The sequence below is a fragment of the Thiomonas sp. SCN 64-16 genome, assembly GCF_001725585.1.
Classification (GTDB): Bacteria; Pseudomonadota; Gammaproteobacteria; order Burkholderiales; family Burkholderiaceae_C; genus Thiomonas; species Thiomonas arsenitoxydans.
In genome coordinates, this window is the sequence record NZ_MEGQ01000009.1 from 16190 (window position 1) to 32760 (window position 16571).

Genomic DNA, 16571 nt, shown 5'->3' on the forward strand with positions numbered 1-16571 from the left:
CCTCATGCCTGCCGTGCGCAGGCTGTTGATCCATCAGAAAGTGCGTGCCTTGGGCTTGAAGGACTCGACGGTCAGCGGCTTGAGCTTCACCGGCTTGTAGCTCAGGCGGCTGCCCTCGCGCCACCACAGGGTGTGCTTGAGCCAGTCCTGGTCATCGCGTTCGGTGTGATCGTTGTGATAGTGCGCGCCTCGGCTTTCCTGGCGGGCTTCGGCCGAGACCATGGTGGCCTTGGCGACTTCGATCAGGTTGTCAACCTCCAGCGCCTCGATGCGCGCGGTGTTGAATACCTTGGATTTGTCTTTGAGGTGGATGCGGTCAACCTGCCCCGCGATATCGGCAATCGCCTGCACGCCCTCGGCCATGAGCTTTGCGTTGCGGAACACGCCGCAATGCGTCTGCATCGCCGCGCGGATGGCGTCGGCCACCACATGGCTGCCGTCTCCGCTCTTGGAGGCGTCGAGCTGGGCCAGGCGCGCCAATGAGCGGTCTGCGGCGTCCTTGGGCAGGGGTTTGTGGCTGCGCTGATGAATGCCGCTGTTCACGATATGGTTGCCCGCCGAGCGGCCGAATACCAGCAGGTCGAGCAGCGAGTTGGTGCCCAGGCGGTTGGCGCCGTGCACGCTCACGCAAGAGCATTCGCCGATGGCGTAGAGCCCGCCCACCACGGCCGCAGGATCGTCGCCCTGCGGCATGACCACCTGGCTGTGGATGTTCGCCGGAATGCCGCCCATCTGATAGTGAATGGTCGGCACCACCGGAATGGGCTCTTTGATCGGGTCGACGTTGGCGAAGCGGATGGCGATTTCGCGGATGGAGGGCAGCCGCTTCATGATGGTTTCGGCGCCCAGGTGATCGAGCTTGAGCAGCACATGATCCTTGCGCGGCCCGGCGCCACGACCTTCCTTGATCTCCTGGTCCATCGAGCGCGAGACAAAGTCGCGCGGCGCCAGGTCTTTGTAGGTCGGGGCGTAACGCTCCATGAAGCGCTCGCCGTTGGCGTTGAGCAGAATGCCGCCCTCGCCGCGCACGCCCTCGGTGATCAGCACGCCCGCACCCGCCACGCCGGTGGGGTGGAACTGCCAGAACTCCATGTCCTGCAGCGGCAGCCCGGCACGCGCGGCCATGCCCAGGCCATCGCCCGTGTTGATGAAGGCGTTGGTCGAAGCGGCGAAGATGCGCCCTGCCCCGCCGGTGGCCAGCACCGTGGCCTTGCCCTCGAAAACCGTCACGTCGCCGGTTTCCATCTCCAGCGCGACCACGCCGAGCACGTCGCCTTCGGCATCGCGAATCAGATCGAGCGCCATCCACTCCACGAAGAAATGGGTGCGGGCTTCCACGTTTTGCTGATAGAGCGTATGCAGCATGGCATGGCCGGTGCGGTCCGCCGCAGCGCAGGCGCGCTGTACCGCTTTTTCGCCGAAGTTGGCGGTATGGCCGCCGAACGGTCGCTGGTAAATGGTGCCGTCGGGGTTGCGGTCGAAGGGCATGCCGAAATGTTCGAGTTCGTACACCGCGCTGTTGGCCTCGCGGCACATGAACTCGATGGCGTCCTGGTCGCCCAGATAGTCCGACCCTTTGACGGTATCGAACATATGCCAGTACCAGTCGTCTTCACTCATATTGCCCAGCGCAGCGGAGACCCCACCTTGCGCCGCCACCGTGTGCGAGCGGGTGGGAAACACCTTGGAGAGCACCGCCACGTCCAGCCCGGCACGCGTGAGCTGCAGCGCGCAGCGCAACCCGGAGCCGCCCGCACCCACCACCACCACATCGAATTTTCGGTTACTGACCTGCATTTACGCTCTCCACAACACTTGCAGGGCCCAGCCCGCGCAAGCCAATAGCCACAAAATGGTGCCGATCTGCAGCAGCAGTCGCACGCCGACCGGTTTGACGTAATCCATCCAGATGTCGCGCATGCCCACCCAGACGTGGTAGATCAGCGCCAGCACCGTCACGAAGGTCAGCAGCTTCATCCACTGCTGGGCGAACAAATCGTGCCAGCGCTCGAAGCTCAGCGGGCCGGGCGCGAGAAAATACACCAGTAACACCAGGGTGAACACTGCGATGACGGCGGCGGTGACGCGCTGCGCCATCCAGTCGCGCAGGCCGTAGTGCGCGCCGACGACCAGGCGCTTGTTTCCAATCTTGTCGGCAGCCATGTCAGTACACCCCCAGCAGCTTGAGGCCGAACAGCGCGGTGAGACCGAGCGACACCGCAAAAGTGATGAGGGCCAGTTGCAGGCCCTGCGCCTTGCTCACGGCATGAAACGCATCCATCCACAAATGCCGCACCCCGGCCACGAGGTGATGCATCAGCGCCCAGAACAATCCGAGCAGAATGAGTTTGACGAACCAGTGCGAAAGAAATTGCGTGATGGTCGCATGACTGTCGGCGCTGCGCAGACTGTCGTCGAAAGCCCAGAGCACCAGCGGCAGCGCCAGGAACATCACCGCGCCGCTGATACGGTGCAAGATGGACACCAGGCCCGCCAGCGGCAGGCGGTAGCCCACGATCTGGCTGATGTGAATGTTGCGGTAAACCGGCCGGGCCGGTGGCGAAGCAGGTTTTGTCATGACACTGTCCTCGTTGTGATCGGTTGTTATCGCAGGTTTTCGGATCGGCACATCAACCCGGCAAGAGGTAGATGCATGAACGAAAGCTGCTTTTTGTTTTGAAGTCTATTGCATCGCAGCAAAACAGCCGGACGGCTAGGCTGGCAACTGCGATGCTTTCGGGGTCACTAATTCAACTCATTGCGATAGTGATGATGCCTCGTGTTGTACAGCCCGCGGCGGTATTCCGCAGGCAGTTCACCATAACTGAATGACAGCCGTTCGACGAGTAGCAGGGCTTCGGCCTCGCGCACCCGCAGAAGCTGCGCCTCCTGCGCGCTGGCATTCACCGCACGCAGCTTTTCTTCCGCCCGCACCATGCGGGTGGAAAACTCGGACTCGAACAAAGCGTAAAGCGGGCCGCGGTAACTTTCCAGCCGCTCCGCGGTCAGGCCGCGAAACGCCGGGCCGGGCAGATAAATATCTTCGTACACCACAGGCTCGCCCGCCAGCAGCAGCAAGCGGCGAATCTGCGTCACGCTCTCGCCGACCTTGATGCCCAGGGTGCGCGCCACCTCTTGTGAGGCGCGGGAGCGCTTGCATTCCAGAAATTGCCGCTCCATGGGCTGCGGCACAGGGCGCGCGCCATCGGCTGCGGCATCGGGCACGATGCGCAGGAAGCGGAATTTCACCCGCTCTTCATGGTGCGTGGAAACAAACGTGCCGCGACCTTGACGTCGCAGCAGCAGACCTTCGGCCGCGAGTTCATCCACCGCCTTGCGCACGGTGCCCTGGCTGACGCCGAAGCGCCGCGCCAGATCGGCTTCGCTGGGGATGAGCTCTCCCGGCTTCCAGTCCCCCTGTTGCAGGCTGCGCGTAATCAAACCCTTGATCTGCCGATACAAAGGGCTGAAACTCGGGTTGGACGCCAATTTGGATGCCGATTCGGACACATGGGCGGCCTGCAACTCGGTCGCTGGAGTGGGGGCGGGGCGGGAAGCCATCATGTCGTGCATTGCAGCATAGGCTGCCCCGCCTTGTCCAGCTTTTGATAAAAAACATCTTATATAAGATAGAAGAGTGATTGACGCCCGAACGACCTCGGCCTACACTTCCCTCGCATATTGCGGCGCACAAAGGGCCGCAAAGAGTCACAACCCTGAGCTGTCCCGCTGTGTTGTTCTGCTGAGTTGTTTTATTCACGCAGGCGCCTGCTCCATCAACCCCTACCGACCAGGAGTTTCCCCATGTCCAAAGCCCCCGTACGCGTGACTGTCAGCGGAGCCGCTGGCCAGATCGGCTATGCCCTGCTGTTTCGCATCGCCTCTGGCCAAATGCTGGGCGCCGACCAGCCGGTGATTCTGCAACTCCTGGAGATTCCCGACGAAAAGGCCCAGAAGGCGCTGGGCGGGGTGATGATGGAGCTTGAAGATTGCGCCTTTCCGCTGCTGGCGGGCATGAGCGCGCACGGCGACCCCATGACCGCCTTCAAGGATGTGGACTATGCCCTGCTGGTGGGCGCCCGCCCGCGCGGCCCCGGCATGGAGCGGCGCGACCTGCTGTCGGCCAATGCGCAGATTTTCACGGCGCAGGGCAAGGCGCTCAATGCCGTGGCCAAGCGCACGGTCAAGACGCTGGTGGTCGGTAATCCGGCCAACACCAATGCCTATATCGCGATGAAATCCGCGCCTGATCTACCGGCAAAAAATTTCACCGCCATGCTGCGCCTGGATCACAACCGCGCACTAAGCCAACTCGCTGCCAAAACCGGCAAGGCAGTGGGCGAAATCGAGAAGGTCTGCGTCTGGGGCAATCACTCCCCGACCATGTACGCCGATTACCGCTTCGCCACCGTTGGCGGCCAGTCGGTGAAAGACATGATCCATGACGACGCCTGGAACCGCGACGTGTTCCTGCCCACCGTCGGCAAGCGCGGCGCGGCCATCATCGAAGCGCGCGGCTTGAGCTCCGCCGCGTCCGCCGCCAACGCCGCCATCGACCACATGCACGACTGGGCGCTGGGCACCAACGGCAAGTGGGTGAGCATGGGCATTCCATCGGACGGGTCTTACGGCATTCCCGAGCAGACCGTGTTCGGCTTCCCGGTCACCTGCGCGGGCGGCGAATACCAACTGGTGCGCGATCTGCCTATCGACGCGTTCTCGCAGGAGCGCATCAACAAAACCCTGGCCGAGCTCGAAGAAGAGAAGGCTGGCGTGCAGCATCTGCTCTGAACGGCTATGACGACCCAAACTGCAGGCGAGCGCTTCCGTCTCGCACTCCAACAGGAAAGCCCGCTGCAGATCGTGGGCGCGATCAACGCCAACCACGCCTTGCTGGCCCAGCGTGCGGGCTTCAAGGCTATCTACCTCTCGGGCGGCGGCGTGGCGGCCGGCTCGCTGGGCATGCCCGATCTGGGCATCAACACGCTGGACGACGTGCTCACCGATGTGCGCCGCATCACCGATGTCTGCGACCTGCCCCTGCTGGTGGACGTGGACACCGGCTTCGGCCCTAGCGCCTTCAATATTGCGCGCACCGTCAAAAGCCTCATCAAATTCGGCGCCGCCGCGCTGCACATCGAAGACCAGGTGGGCGCCAAGCGTTGCGGCCACCGGCCCGGCAAAGAAATCGTCAGCAGCGGCGAAATGGTCGATCGCATCAAGGCCGCGGTGGACGCCCGCACCGATCCCGCCTTCTACCTCATCGCCCGCACCGACGCCATCGCCGTCGAGGGGCTGGACGCGGCCATAGCCCGCGCCCGCGCCTGCGCCGAAGCCGGGGCCGACGCCATCTTCGCCGAAGCCGCGCTCGATCTCGACACCTACCGCAAGTTCGGCGCCGCCGTGGGCGTGCCCTTGCTGGCCAATATCACCGAATTCGGCGCCACGCCGCTGTTCACCGTGGAAGAGTTGCGCAGCGCCGGTGTGGCCATGGCGCTCTACCCGCTCTCGGCGTTTCGCGCCATGAACAAGGCGGCGCAGACGGTGTACGAAACCCTGCGGCGCGACGGCACGCAAAAGGCGGTGGTGCCGCTGATGCAGACCCGCGCCGAGTTGTACGAGAGCATCGGCTACCACGCCTACGAGCAGCGGCTGGACGCCATTTTTTCCGGCAAACCCCAATCCTGAAGCAGGCGTGAACCGATTCGCAAGCTGCTAACTGAATTGAATACCGAGGAGACAAACCCATGAGCGATGACGCAGCCCCCGCTGGCATGACTTTCAAGCCGAAAAAATCGGTGGCGCTTTCCGGGGTGACCGCAGGCAACACGGCCCTGTGCACCGTCGGCCGCACCGGCAACGATCTGCACTACCGCGGCTACGACATTCTCGACCTGGCCGAGGCTTGCGAATTCGAAGAGATCGCCCACCTGCTGGTGCACGGCAAACTGCCCAACACTGCCGAACTCGCGGCCTACAAGACCAAGCTGCGCCGTCTGCGCGGCCTGCCCGCCGCGGTGAAAGCCGCGCTGGAGCAACTGCCGCCTTCGGCCCACCCGATGGACGTGCTGCGCACCGGCGTCTCCGTGCTGGGCTGCGTCATGCCCGAGAAAGACGATCACAACGTCGCCGGTGCCCGCGACATTGCCGACAAGCTCATGGCCTGCCAGGGTTCGATGCTGCTGTATTGGTGGCATTACGCTGCCAACGGCCGCCGCATCGAAGTCGAGACCGATGACGATTCCATCGGAGGCCACTTCCTGCATCTGCTGCACGGCCACAAGCCCAGCGCCTTGTGGGAACGGGCGATGCACACCTCGCTCATCCTCTACGCCGAGCATGAGTTCAACGCTTCCACCTTCACCGCCCGCGTCATCGCCGGAACCGGCAGCGACCTGTTCAGCGCCATCGCCGGGGCCATCGGCGCCCTGCGCGGCCCCAAGCATGGCGGCGCCAACGAAGCGGCGCTCGACATTCAGCGGCGCTACGCCAGCCCCGATGAAGCCGAGGCCGACATCCGCAGCAGGGTCGCCAACAAGGAAGTGGTCATCGGCTTCGGCCATCCGGTCTACACCATCGCCGACCCGCGCAACAAGGTCATCAAGGAAGTTGCCCGCCGGCTTTCAGCCGATCAGAAAAACATGCACCTGTTCAACGTGGCCGAGCGTCTGGAGACGGTGATGTGGGACGTGAAAAAGATGTTCCCCAATCTCGACTGGTTCAGCGCCGTGAGCTACAGCCTCATGGGCGTGCCCACCGCCATGTTCACCCCGCTGTTCGTGATTTCGCGCACCAGCGGCTGGAGTGCGCATGTGGTGGAACAGCGACAGGACAACAAGATCATTCGACCCAGCGCGAATTACACTGGCCCGGAAAATTTGCAGTTCGTGCCGCTCGCACAGCGTCCTTGACTCGTCCCGCGCACTTCTCGCCATGCCCACGCGCCCGGCTTGTCACTCGCCTCGACCTGGAGCGGTTTTTTTCCGTGTTCCAGTTCGTGGAGTGTTCAAGATGAAACGTCAGTTCTTTTTCCTGTCCGGAGTGGTCGGTCTGTCCTGCGCGCTTGCCCTGTCTGCCCATGCTCAAACGCATGCCAGCAAGGAAAAAACGGCGGATGCCGCAACCGCCGTTACTCACGGCACCACCAAGGCCGAGCCGACGGTCGTGGCAACCGCCGCCACCGCCACCCCGGCCTTGCTGACCAGCGATGCCCCCGGCGCCCGCGTGCCCGGCACGGAAAACGGCTTTCCCGATGTAAACCCGGTGTTCGCACTCAAGGCCGGTCGCATGGTGTGCGGCAGCCGCCGCCTGCCGATGGACGTCAAGATCGAAGGCGCCGACGACCAGGCCGTGCTGCTGACCTGGAACCGGAAAAGCTACATCCTCAAGCGCAAACCCACCTCCACCGGCGCTTACCACTTCGACGATGCCAAGGCTGGCTTCGTCCTCATTCAGATCCCGACCAAGAGCATGCTGTTCGACAAAAAGAACATGACGCGACTGGCCGACGACTGCGTTCCATCGCCCTGACGGGCTCTCCCTTACCCACGATCCATGTCCTCAGCGATTTCCAACGTCCGCCCCGCCCCCGATCAAGTTCTGGCTGACATAGCCGACTACGTCCTCAAAACCGATCTGCAAAGCGCACTGGCGTATTCCACGGCGCGAAACTGTTTGATCGACACCCTGGGCTGCGGACTGGAAGCGCTGGAATACCCGGCCTGCACCAAGCTGCTCGGCCCCATCGTGCCCGGTACCGTGGTGCCGCACGGCGCCAAGGTGCCCGGCACCCAGTTCCAGCTCGACCCGGTGCAGGCCGCGTTCAATATCGGCGCAATGATCCGCTGGCTGGACTTCAACGACACCTGGCTGGCGGCCGAATGGGGCCACCCGTCCGACAATCTGGGCGGCATCCTGGCTGTGGCCGACTGGCTCAGCCGCAACGCCGTGGCCGCGGGCAAGCCGCCGCTGACCATGCGCGACGTGCTCACCGCCATGATCCAGGCGCATGAAATCCAGGGCGTGATCGCGCTGGAAAACAGCTTCAACAAGGTCGGCCTCGATCATGTGGTGCTGGTCAAGGTGGCCACCACCGCCGTGGTCGCGCGCATGCTGGGTCTGTCGCGTGACGAAATCATCAACGCCGTGTCGCTGGCCTGGGTGGATGGGCAGAGCCTGCGCACCTACCGTCACGCGCCCAACACAGGCAGCCGCAAGAGCTGGGCCGCGGGCGACGCTACCAGCCGCGGCGTGCGTCTGGCGCTCATCGCCAAGACCGGCGAAATGGGCTACCCCAGCGTGCTCACCGCCAAGACCTGGGGCTTTTACGACGTGAGCTTCGGCGGCCAGCCGTTCAAGTTCCAGCGCCCCTATGGCAGCTATGTGATGGAAAACGTGCTGTTCAAGATCAGCTTCCCGGCCGAGTTCCACAGCCAGACTGCGGTGGAGGCGGCCATGACGCTGCACCAGCAACTTCGCGCTGCGGGCAAGAGCCCGGAAGACATCGCCAGCATCGTCATCCGCACGCATGAGGCCTGTATCCGCATCATCGACAAGAAGGGCCCGCTGAACAACCCGGCCGACCGCGACCACTGCATTCAATACATGGTGGCGGTGCCGCTGCTGTTCGGCCGCCTCACTGCGGGCGATTACGAAGACACGGTCGCCGCCGACCCGCGCATCGATGCCCTACGCGAAAAAATCGTCTGCGTCTAAGACCCGCAATTCCCCCGCGACGACCACGACCCGGAAAAGCGGTCCATCGCCAATGCCCTGACCGTGACCCTGAAGGACGGCTCGGTGCTGCCCGAGGTGGCCGTGGAATATCCCATCGGCCACAAGCGCCGACGCGCCGACGGCATCCCTCTGCTCGAAGCCAAGTTCCGCACCAACCTGGCACGGCGCTTTCCGGGCAAACAACAAAAAGCCATTCTCGACGTGTCGCTGGATCAGAACTTGCTCGAATCCATGCCTGTGCACGACTACGTTGATCTGTACGTCATCTGACCTCGGAGACCTCCATGCCCACCAAACCCGCCAGCGCCGCGCCCGCCCACGCCTACGCCAAAACGCGCAAGACCTTCAAGACCGCTTCGGGCAAGTCCGCATCGTTCTATTCCCTGCCGCAACTCGCCAAAGAACTGGGCACGGATCTGTCTCGGCTGCCGGTGTCCATCCGCATCGTGCTGGAGTCGGTGCTGCGCAACTGCGACGGCAAGAAAGTCAGCGCCGAGCATGTGAAACAGGTCGCAAACTGGAAGCCCAACGCCGCCCGCACCGATGAAATTCCTTTCGTCGTCGCCCGCGTGGTGCTGCAAGACTTCACCGGCGTGCCGCTGCTGGTCGATCTGGCCGCGATGCGCAACGCCGCCGCGCAACAACACAAAAACCCCAAGTCCATCGAACCGCTGGTGCCAGTCGATCTGGTGGTCGATCACTCGGTCATGGTAGACAACTACGGCACCAAAAAGGCGCTCGACCTGAACATGCAGATCGAGTTCCAGCGCAACCGCGAGCGCTACCAGTTCATGAAGTGGGGCATGCAGGCGTTCGACACCTTTGGCGTCGTGCCGCCGGGCTTCGGCATCGTGCACCAGGTCAACCTCGAATACCTCGCCCGCGGTGTGCATCAAACCAAGGACGGCGTCGCCTACCCCGATACCCTGGTGGGCACCGACAGCCACACCACCATGATCAACGGTATCGGCGTGGTGGCCTGGGGCGTGGGCGGTATCGAGGCCGAAGCCGCCATGCTCGGTCAGCCGGTTTACTTCCTCACCCCCGACGTGGTAGGCGTGGAACTCAAGGGCCAGCTGCGCGGCGGCGTCACCGCCACGGATCTGGTGCTCACCCTCACCGAAATGTTGCGCAAGGCCAAGGTGGTCGGCAAGTTCGTCGAATTCTTCGGCGAAGGCACGGCCAGCCTGTCGGTCACCGACCGCGCCACCATCGGCAATATGGCTCCCGAATACGGCGCGACCATGGGCTTTTTCCCGGTGGACGACAAGACCCTCGACTACTTCAAGGGCACCGGCCGAACCAAAAGCGAAATCGAGCTGTTCGAGGCCTATTTCAAGGCGCAAAAGCTGTTCGGCGTGCCCAAGGCCGGGCAGATCGATTACTCGCAGACCCTCACCCTCGATCTCGGTACGGTCGAGCCCTCGCTGGCCGGCCCCAAACGGCCGCAAGACCGCATTGCGCTGAGCGAAGTCAGCCACCAGTTCGACAAACTGTTTTCGGCGCCGGTGGCCGACAACGGCTTCAACCAGCCTGCAGACCGCCTGAGCCGCACCTTCAAAACCAGTGAAGGCATCGACATCGCCGATGGCGACGTGCTCATCGCCGCCATTACCTCCTGCACCAACACCTCCAACCCCAGCGTGCTGCTGGCCGCCGGGCTGCTCGCCAAAAAGGCCGTCGAAGCCGGGTTGAAGGTGAAAAAACATGTCAAAACCTCGCTGGCCCCCGGCTCGCGCGTGGTGACGGAATATCTCGAAAAGGCCGGCCTGCTGCCCTACCTCGAAAAGCTGGGCTTCTACCTTGCGGGCTACGGCTGCACCACCTGCATCGGCAATGCCGGACCGCTCGCGCCCGACATCGAGTCCACTATCACCGCCAATAATCTGGTGTGTACCGCTGTGCTGTCGGGCAACCGCAACTTCGAAGCGCGCATCCACCCCAATATCAAGGGCAACTTCCTCGCCAGCCCGCCGCTGGTCGTGGCCTATGCCATTGCCGGCACGGTGCGCCGCGACCTGATGACCGAACCCGTGGGCTATGGCAAGGGCGGCAAGCCGGTCTATCTGGGCGACATCTGGCCGAGCAGCGAAGAAATCGACAAGCTGATGAAGTTCGCCATGAACCCCAAGGTGTTCCGCGAGAACTACGCGCAGGTCGCCACGCAGCCGGGCAAGCTGTGGAAGAAGATCGAAGGCGTCAAGGGGCAGGTATACGACTGGCCCAAGAGCACCTATATCGCCGAACCGCCGTTCTTCGCCGGGTTCGGCATGCAGCCTGCGGCCACATCGCTGCAGGTGCAGGGCGCACGCGCGCTGGCGCTGTTCGGCGACTCGGTGACCACCGATCACATCTCGCCCGCAGGCCCGATCAAGGAAACCTCGCCCGCCGGGCAATGGCTGCAGGCCAACGGGGTGCTCAAGGCCGACTTCAACTCCTACGGCTCTCGCCGCGGCAACCACGAGGTGATGATGCGCGGCACCTTCGCCAATGTGCGCATCAAGAATCTGATGATTCCGGCCGGGGCCGACGGCTCGCGTGAAGAAGGCGGCGTGACCCTGTTCCAGCCTTCTGGCAAGAAGATGTTCATCTTTGATGCCGCGATGCAGTACATCGCCGAAAGCACGCCCACGGTCATCTTCGCTGGCGAGGAATACGGCACGGGTTCCAGCCGCGACTGGGCGGCCAAAGGCACTCAGCTTCTGGGAGTGAAGGCTGTGGTGGCGCGCAGTTTCGAGCGCATCCACCGCTCCAATCTGGTGGGCATGGGCGTGTTGCCGCTGCAGTTCCTCGGCAATGATTCGTGGGAGTCATTGGGCATCAAGGGCGACGAGACCTTCGCCATCGATCTGGGCGATACCCTACGGCCGCAGCAGGACGCCCAGCTGACCATCACCCGGGCGGACGGCAGCAAGCAGCAGGTCAAGCTCAAGCTGCGCATCGACACGCCGATCGAGGTCGATTACTACCGCAACGGCGGCATCCTGCCCTTCGTGCTGCGGCAGCTGCTGGCGGCCTAAGCGCTCTCGCCACAGCGCACCCGCATGACAGACGCCGCACCGATCCCCGACGTTCTCGTGGTCGGATCGGGCCCGGCGGGCGCCATGGTGGCGCGCGATCTGGCCCGCGCTGGTGCGCGGGTGCGCATTCTGGAACAGGGCTCGGGGCCGCCTCCCGGCACCAATCTGCTCAAACTCCTGCGCCGCAAAGAGGCGATGCACATCGCGCCCGGTGTGGTGCTGCTGCGCAGCCTGCGGGTGGGCGGCGGATCGGTCACCTTCTATCACACCGCCACGCCTCCGCCGCTGGCGATGTTTGCCCGTCACGGCATCGACCTTGCCGCCGCGCTCGAACGGGTGCAGTCCGAACTGCCGCATGCCCCTTTGCGTGACGATCTGCTCACGCCGATTCCTTCCCTGCTGATGCAGGCTGGAGAGTCTCTGGGTCTGCCCTGGCAGCCGTTGCCCAAGATGATCGACCAATCGCGCTGCGCACAGGGCATCTGCCCGCCGGAGGCCTTCTGGTCGGCGCAGACGCTGTTGCAGCAGGCGATCCGCCACGGCGCGGATCTGCAGACCGGCGTTCGGGTCACGCGCGTGCTGTTCGACCAGGGCCGGGCCATCGGGGTGCAAGCGCAACACCAGGGCGGCGCGGCGCAAATCTTCCGCGCGGGACGGATCATTCTGAGCGCCGGCGGCATTGCCAGCCCGGCCATCCTGCAGCACAGCGGCGTGGAGCAGGCGGGTGACGGTTTTTTCTGCGACCCGCTGCGCATTGTCATGGGCCATGTGTCGGCCCCGCGACGCGCGCACGACATCTCCATGTCGGCGGGTTATTTCAACGCTGACGCGGGCTACATGCTGTCGGACATCACGGTTCCGGCCAATTTTTTCCGCGCCTTCACTTGGGCGGCCGGTCGGCCCGATCAGTTGCTCAGCTACGGCCACACGGCGATGATCATGGTGAAAATCCGCGACGACATCGAAGGCCGCATCGACCCGCACGGGCGCCCCTGGCGGCGCTTCGGGCCGGGCGATCGGCTGAAAATGCGCGCGGGCGTGGAGCAGGCGCGCGCGGTGCTGAAGGCCGCCGGTTCGGGCAGGCCTTATGTGTCGCCCTGGGTGGCGGCGCACCCCGGTGGCAGCGTGCGTCTGGGCGAGATGCTCGACGAAAACCTGAGTTGCCACAGCCCGAATCTGCATGTGTGCGACGCCTCGGTCATTCCCGAGCCCTGGGGGCTGCCGCCCACCCTCACCCTGCTGGCGCTGGGCAGTGAACTCGCCCGGCGTTTGTTATGAGAAAAGCTTCAAAAACGGGATAGCGCGGCGCGCCAGGCGGCTTCGTCAAACCCGACCAGAAGCTGCCCGCCCGTCTCGACCACGGGCCGTTTGATGGCGCTGGGATGCTGCGCCAGAACCGCCACCGCGCTGGGCGCATCGACCACGCGGGCCTGCGTAGCCGCATCGAGCTTGCGCCAGGTGGTGCCGCGCTTGTTCAGCAGCGCCTCCCAGCCGACGGTCTCGGCCCAGGCTGAGATCTGCGCGGCAGTGGGCGGGGTTTTCTTGAAATCGACAAACTGAAAATCCACGCCCTGCGCCTGCAGCCACTGCCGCGCCCGCTTGACGGTGTCGCACTGGCTCAAACCGTAAACCGTTAAAACCGGCGATGCGTTCATGCGGAAACCTTGTCGCGGCGGAAAACCCACTGATCGATCTTGGAGGCCTCGGGCACGAAGCGGTAGCCGTCGCTGTCGAACGCCTTGAGCGCATCCACCTGAATCAAGCGATGCTCAATGACATAGCGCGCCATCAGCCCGCGCGCACGCTTGGCGTAAAAGCTCACGATTTTGTAGCCAGTCTGCGGCGTGCCGTCCTGAAACACCGGCTGCACCACGCGCGCCTTGAGCGCTTTGCGATCCACGCTGCGGAAGTATTCGTCGGAAGCCAGATTCACCAGCACCGGCTCGCCCTTGCCGCCAGCCAATTCGGCGTTGAGGTTTTCGGTGATCTGCGTCCCCCAGTAGGCGTACAAATCCTTGCCCTTGGCGTTGGGCCAGGCCGTGCCCATCTCCAGGCGGTAGGGCCGCATGAGATCGAGCGGGCGCAGCACGCCGTAAAGCCCGCTGAGCACGCGCAGATGCTGCTGTGCCCATTGCAGATCGGCTTCACTCAGGCTGCGGGCATCGAGCCCTTCGTACACATCGCCATTGAATGCCAACACCGCCTGCTTGCTGTCTTGCGGGGTAAAGCTGGGCTGCCATTCGGCAAAGCGTGCGGCGTTGAGCGCGGCGAGCTTGTCGGAAATGCCCATGAGCGCGCTGAGCTGCTGCGGGCTTTGCTTGCGCAGACCGTCCACCAGCACCTTGGCCTGCAGGGTGAACTGCGGCTGGGTGGCGATGGACGTCGTGGGCGGGGTGGTGTAGTCGAGCGATTTGGCGGGGGACAGGACCATCAACAGCATGTCGGTTCTCACAAAGTCAGAGTGCTGCACAAGTGTATCGACGGCCTGCCCCGCGCAGTTATCCCATCAGGCGGCCACGGCTTCGGCCATCTGCGGCGCCGGGGTGCGGATGAGATAGTCAAAGGCGCTGAGCGCGGCCTTGGCGCCATCACCCGCGGCGATGACGATCTGCTTGTAGGGCACGGTCGTCACGTCGCCCGCCGCCATGACGCCGGGCACCGAGGTCTGGCCTTTGGCATCCACCACAATTTCGCCGAATCGGCTGAGTTCGACCACGCCCTTGAGCCACTCGGTGTTGGGCACCAGGCCGATCTGCACGAACACGCCCTCCAACTCCAGATGATGGCTGGCGCCGCTGGCGCGGTCGGTATAGGTGAGGCCGTTGACCTTGCTGCCGTCGCCGGTGATTTCGGTGGTTTGCGCGTTGGTGTGAATGGTGACGTTGGGCAGGCTGCGCAGCTTGCTCACCAGCACCGCGTCAGCGCGTAGCTCGGGCGCGAATTCCAGCAGAGTGACATGCGCCACCAGACCCGCCAGATCGATGGCGGCTTCCACGCCCGAGTTGCCCCCGCCGATCACGCTCACCCGCTTGCCCTTGAACAGCGGGCCGTCGCAATGCGGGCAGTACGCCACGCCCTTGTTGCGGTACTCGGCTTCGCCCGGCACGTTCACATTGCGCCAGCGCGCGCCGGTGGAGAGGATGACGCTGCGCGCCTGCAGGCGGCCGCCATGGGCAAACTGCACACCGATCAACCCACCTTCGTGCTCCGCGGGAATGAGCTTTTCGGCGCGCTGTTGATTGAGAATCTCCACGCCGTATTGCCGCACATGCGCTTCGAGCGCCATGCCGAATTTCGGGCCATCGGTTTCCAGCACCGAGATGTAGTTTTCGATCGCCAATGTGTCGTTGACCTGTCCGCCGAAACGCTCGGCTGCCAGCCCCACGCGAATGCCCTTGCGCGCCGCGTAAACCGCAGCCGCCGCGCCAGCGGGGCCGCCGCCCACAATCAGCACGTCGTAAGGCGCTTTGGCGTTGAGCTTGGCGGCGTCGCGCTGCGCAGAGCCGCTGTCGAGCTTGGCGACGATCTCCTCCACATCCATGCGCCCGCTGCCGAACAGCTCGCCATTGAGATACACCGTGGGCACCGCCATAATCTGCCGCGACTCGACCTCGCTCTGATACAGCGCACCGTCGATCACCACTGTTTGCACGCGCGGGTTGAACACCGCCATGAGCGAGAGCGCCTGCACTACGTCCGGGCAGTTATGGCAGCTCAGCGACATATACACCTCGAAGCGATAGTCGCCGTCGAGCTGGCGAATCGCTTCGAGGGTCTCGGCCTCGACCTTGGGCGGATGGCCGCCGGTCCACAGCAACGCCAGCACCAGCGAGGTGAATTCATGGCCCAGCGGAATCGCGGCAAACCGCAAATGCTGCGGCTGGCCCGAGACACGCTCCAGAGCGAAGGACGGGCGCCGCGCGTCGGTGCCGTCGAATCGCACCGAAATCTTGTCGGACAGGCTCGCGATCTGCTCCAGCAGGGTGCGCATCTGCGCCGCGTTCTCGCTATCGTCCAGAGAGGCGACCAGCGTGAACGGCTGAGAGACGCGCTCCAGGTAAGCCTTGAGTTGGGAAAGCAGGGTGTCGTCGAGCATGGCGTGCTCCTTCGGGGTGCAGGTGAGGGTCGGGCGGCAATAGGCTGTTGTTTTGCCCGGCAGATTGCCGTGCGCCGCGTGCCGATTCAAAGAGACGCGGCCTGACCCAAAGACTACTGACTACTGGGCCAGGCTCTACGAGGGGCTGAAAATCAGATCTTGCCGACCAGATCCAGCGAAGGCTTGAGCGTGGCCGCGCCTTGCTTCCACTTGGCCGGGCAGACTTCGCCCGGATGCGAGGCCACATACTGCGCGGCCTGCACCTTACGCAGCAGTTCCTTGGCGTCGCGGCCGATGCCGTTGTCGTGGATTTCGCACAGCTTGATCACGCCTTCCGGGTTGATCAGGAAGGTGCCGCGCAGCGCCAGGCCTTCTTCTTCGATCATCACATCGAAGTTGCGGGTCAGCGCGCCGGTCGGGTCGCCGATCATCGGATAGTTCACCTTCTTGATCGCTTCGGAGGTGTCGTGCCAGGCTTTGTGGGCGAAATGCGTATCCGTCGAAACGCTGTAAATTTCCACCCCAAGAGCCTTGAAAGTGTCGTAGTTGTCGGCCAGGTCTTCAAGCTCGGTCGGGCAGACAAAGGTGAAGTCGGCGGGGTAGAACACCACGACCGACCATTTGCCCTTCAGGCTGGCCTCGGTCACGTCGAAAAACTTGCCATTCTGGAAAGCGGTGGCCTTGAAAGGTTTGACTTCAGTGTTGATCAAAGACATGTG

14 protein-coding genes and 1 pseudogene are annotated in these 16571 nt (G+C 63.8%); 7 read left to right on the forward strand and 8 right to left on the reverse strand.

Annotation, left to right across the window (positions count from 1 at the left end):
- Positions 1-33: 33 nt before the first annotated feature.
- From sdhA to ABT24_RS03760, 4 genes are all read right to left on the reverse strand, one after another.
- Positions 34-1797, reverse strand: a complete 1764-nt coding sequence (gene sdhA / locus ABT24_RS03745) for a succinate dehydrogenase flavoprotein subunit (protein WP_276726936.1) — start codon at positions 1795-1797, stop codon at positions 34-36.
- Entirely contained in the window at positions 1798-2163 is a 366-nt protein-coding gene (gene sdhD / locus ABT24_RS03750; protein ID WP_013106612.1) for a succinate dehydrogenase, hydrophobic membrane anchor protein, read from the reverse strand. It abuts the gene before it with no gap.
- 1 nt (position 2164) lies between these two features.
- The gene (gene sdhC / locus ABT24_RS03755; RefSeq protein WP_276726934.1) at positions 2165-2578 is read right to left on the reverse strand and encodes a succinate dehydrogenase, cytochrome b556 subunit; all 414 of its coding nucleotides are present in this window, start codon (positions 2576-2578) and stop codon (positions 2165-2167) included.
- A 167-nt stretch (positions 2579-2745) separates the two neighbouring features.
- On the reverse strand, positions 2746-3573 hold the full coding sequence (locus ABT24_RS03760; RefSeq protein WP_156054642.1) for a GntR family transcriptional regulator: 828 nt from the start codon (positions 3571-3573) through the stop codon (positions 2746-2748).
- A 231-nt stretch (positions 3574-3804) separates the two neighbouring features.
- Here ABT24_RS03760 and ABT24_RS03765 point away from each other — a divergent pair, with 231 nt between their 5' ends.
- The 7 genes and pseudogenes from ABT24_RS03765 to ABT24_RS03795 all read left to right on the forward strand — a co-directional run bounded on the left by ABT24_RS03765 (position 3805) and on the right by ABT24_RS03795 (position 13034).
- A complete protein-coding gene (locus tag ABT24_RS03765) occupies positions 3805-4791 on the forward strand; it encodes a malate dehydrogenase (RefSeq protein WP_156054641.1) in 987 nt (328 codons plus the stop codon).
- Between the two features lie 6 nt (positions 4792-4797).
- Entirely contained in the window at positions 4798-5688 is an 891-nt protein-coding gene (prpB, locus tag ABT24_RS03770; protein ID WP_276726931.1) for a methylisocitrate lyase, read from the forward strand.
- 59 nt (positions 5689-5747) lie between these two features.
- The gene (gene prpC / locus ABT24_RS03775; protein WP_276726929.1) at positions 5748-6911 is read left to right on the forward strand and encodes a bifunctional 2-methylcitrate synthase/citrate synthase; all 1164 of its coding nucleotides are present in this window, start codon (positions 5748-5750) and stop codon (positions 6909-6911) included.
- A gap of 100 nt (positions 6912-7011) precedes the next feature.
- Entirely contained in the window at positions 7012-7530 is a 519-nt protein-coding gene (locus ABT24_RS03780) for a hypothetical protein (protein ID WP_276726928.1), read from the forward strand.
- A gap of 24 nt (positions 7531-7554) precedes the next feature.
- Positions 7555-9006, forward strand: a pseudogene (locus ABT24_RS03785) (bifunctional 2-methylcitrate dehydratase/aconitate hydratase).
- 14 nt (positions 9007-9020) lie between these two features.
- Positions 9021-11756, forward strand: coding sequence for an aconitate hydratase AcnA (acnA, locus tag ABT24_RS03790; protein WP_276726925.1), 2736 nt, complete (start codon positions 9021-9023; stop codon positions 11754-11756).
- Positions 11757-11780: 24 nt separating this feature from the next.
- Positions 11781-13034 carry a GMC family oxidoreductase N-terminal domain-containing protein gene (locus tag ABT24_RS03795; protein ID WP_276726923.1) on the forward strand — a complete coding sequence of 418 codons (1254 nt, stop codon included), beginning with the start codon at positions 11781-11783 and terminating at the stop codon, positions 13032-13034.
- Between the two features lie 8 nt (positions 13035-13042).
- Here ABT24_RS03795 and ABT24_RS03800 read toward each other — a convergent pair whose 3' ends face one another.
- The 4 genes from ABT24_RS03800 to ahpC all read right to left on the reverse strand — a co-directional run bounded on the left by ABT24_RS03800 (position 13043) and on the right by ahpC (position 16568).
- Positions 13043-13411, reverse strand: a complete 369-nt coding sequence (locus ABT24_RS03800) for an arsenate reductase (protein WP_276726921.1) — start codon at positions 13409-13411, stop codon at positions 13043-13045.
- Positions 13408-14193, reverse strand: coding sequence for a peroxide stress protein YaaA (yaaA, locus tag ABT24_RS03805; RefSeq protein WP_276727152.1), 786 nt, complete (start codon positions 14191-14193; stop codon positions 13408-13410). Before yaaA ends, ABT24_RS03800 begins: the two co-directional genes overlap by 4 nt.
- Before the next feature lie 69 nt (positions 14194-14262).
- A complete protein-coding gene (ahpF, locus tag ABT24_RS03810; protein ID WP_276726918.1) occupies positions 14263-15852 on the reverse strand; it encodes an alkyl hydroperoxide reductase subunit F in 1590 nt (529 codons plus the stop codon).
- 152 nt (positions 15853-16004) lie between these two features.
- Positions 16005-16568, reverse strand: coding sequence for an alkyl hydroperoxide reductase subunit C (gene ahpC, locus ABT24_RS03815; RefSeq protein WP_013106625.1), 564 nt, complete (start codon positions 16566-16568; stop codon positions 16005-16007).
- Between the last annotated feature and the right edge of the window lie 3 nt (positions 16569-16571).

Bases quoted from the DNA above. Each gene is read 5' to 3' on its own strand.
- sdhA (WP_276726936.1), bottom strand. From the start codon at position 1,797: ATGCAGGTCAGTAACCGAAAATTCGATGTGGTGGTGGTGGGTGCGGGC.
- sdhD (WP_013106612.1), bottom strand. From the start codon at position 2,163: ATGGCTGCCGACAAGATTGGAAACAAGCGCCTGGTCGTCGGCGCGCAC.
- sdhC (WP_276726934.1), bottom strand. From the start codon at position 2,578: ATGACAAAACCTGCTTCGCCACCGGCCCGGCCGGTTTACCGCAACATT.
- ABT24_RS03760 (WP_156054642.1), bottom strand. From the start codon at position 3,573: ATGCACGACATGATGGCTTCCCGCCCCGCCCCCACTCCAGCGACCGAG.
- ABT24_RS03765 (WP_156054641.1), top strand. From the start codon at position 3,805: ATGTCCAAAGCCCCCGTACGCGTGACTGTCAGCGGAGCCGCTGGCCAG.
- prpB (WP_276726931.1), top strand. From the start codon at position 4,798: ATGACGACCCAAACTGCAGGCGAGCGCTTCCGTCTCGCACTCCAACAG.
- prpC (WP_276726929.1), top strand. From the start codon at position 5,748: ATGAGCGATGACGCAGCCCCCGCTGGCATGACTTTCAAGCCGAAAAAA.
- ABT24_RS03780 (WP_276726928.1), top strand. From the start codon at position 7,012: ATGAAACGTCAGTTCTTTTTCCTGTCCGGAGTGGTCGGTCTGTCCTGC.
- acnA (WP_276726925.1), top strand. From the start codon at position 9,021: ATGCCCACCAAACCCGCCAGCGCCGCGCCCGCCCACGCCTACGCCAAA.
- ABT24_RS03795 (WP_276726923.1), top strand. From the start codon at position 11,781: ATGACAGACGCCGCACCGATCCCCGACGTTCTCGTGGTCGGATCGGGC.
- ABT24_RS03800 (WP_276726921.1), bottom strand. From the start codon at position 13,411: ATGAACGCATCGCCGGTTTTAACGGTTTACGGTTTGAGCCAGTGCGAC.
- ahpF (WP_276726918.1), bottom strand. From the start codon at position 15,852: ATGCTCGACGACACCCTGCTTTCCCAACTCAAGGCTTACCTGGAGCGC.
- ahpC (WP_013106625.1), bottom strand. From the start codon at position 16,568: ATGTCTTTGATCAACACTGAAGTCAAACCTTTCAAGGCCACCGCTTTC.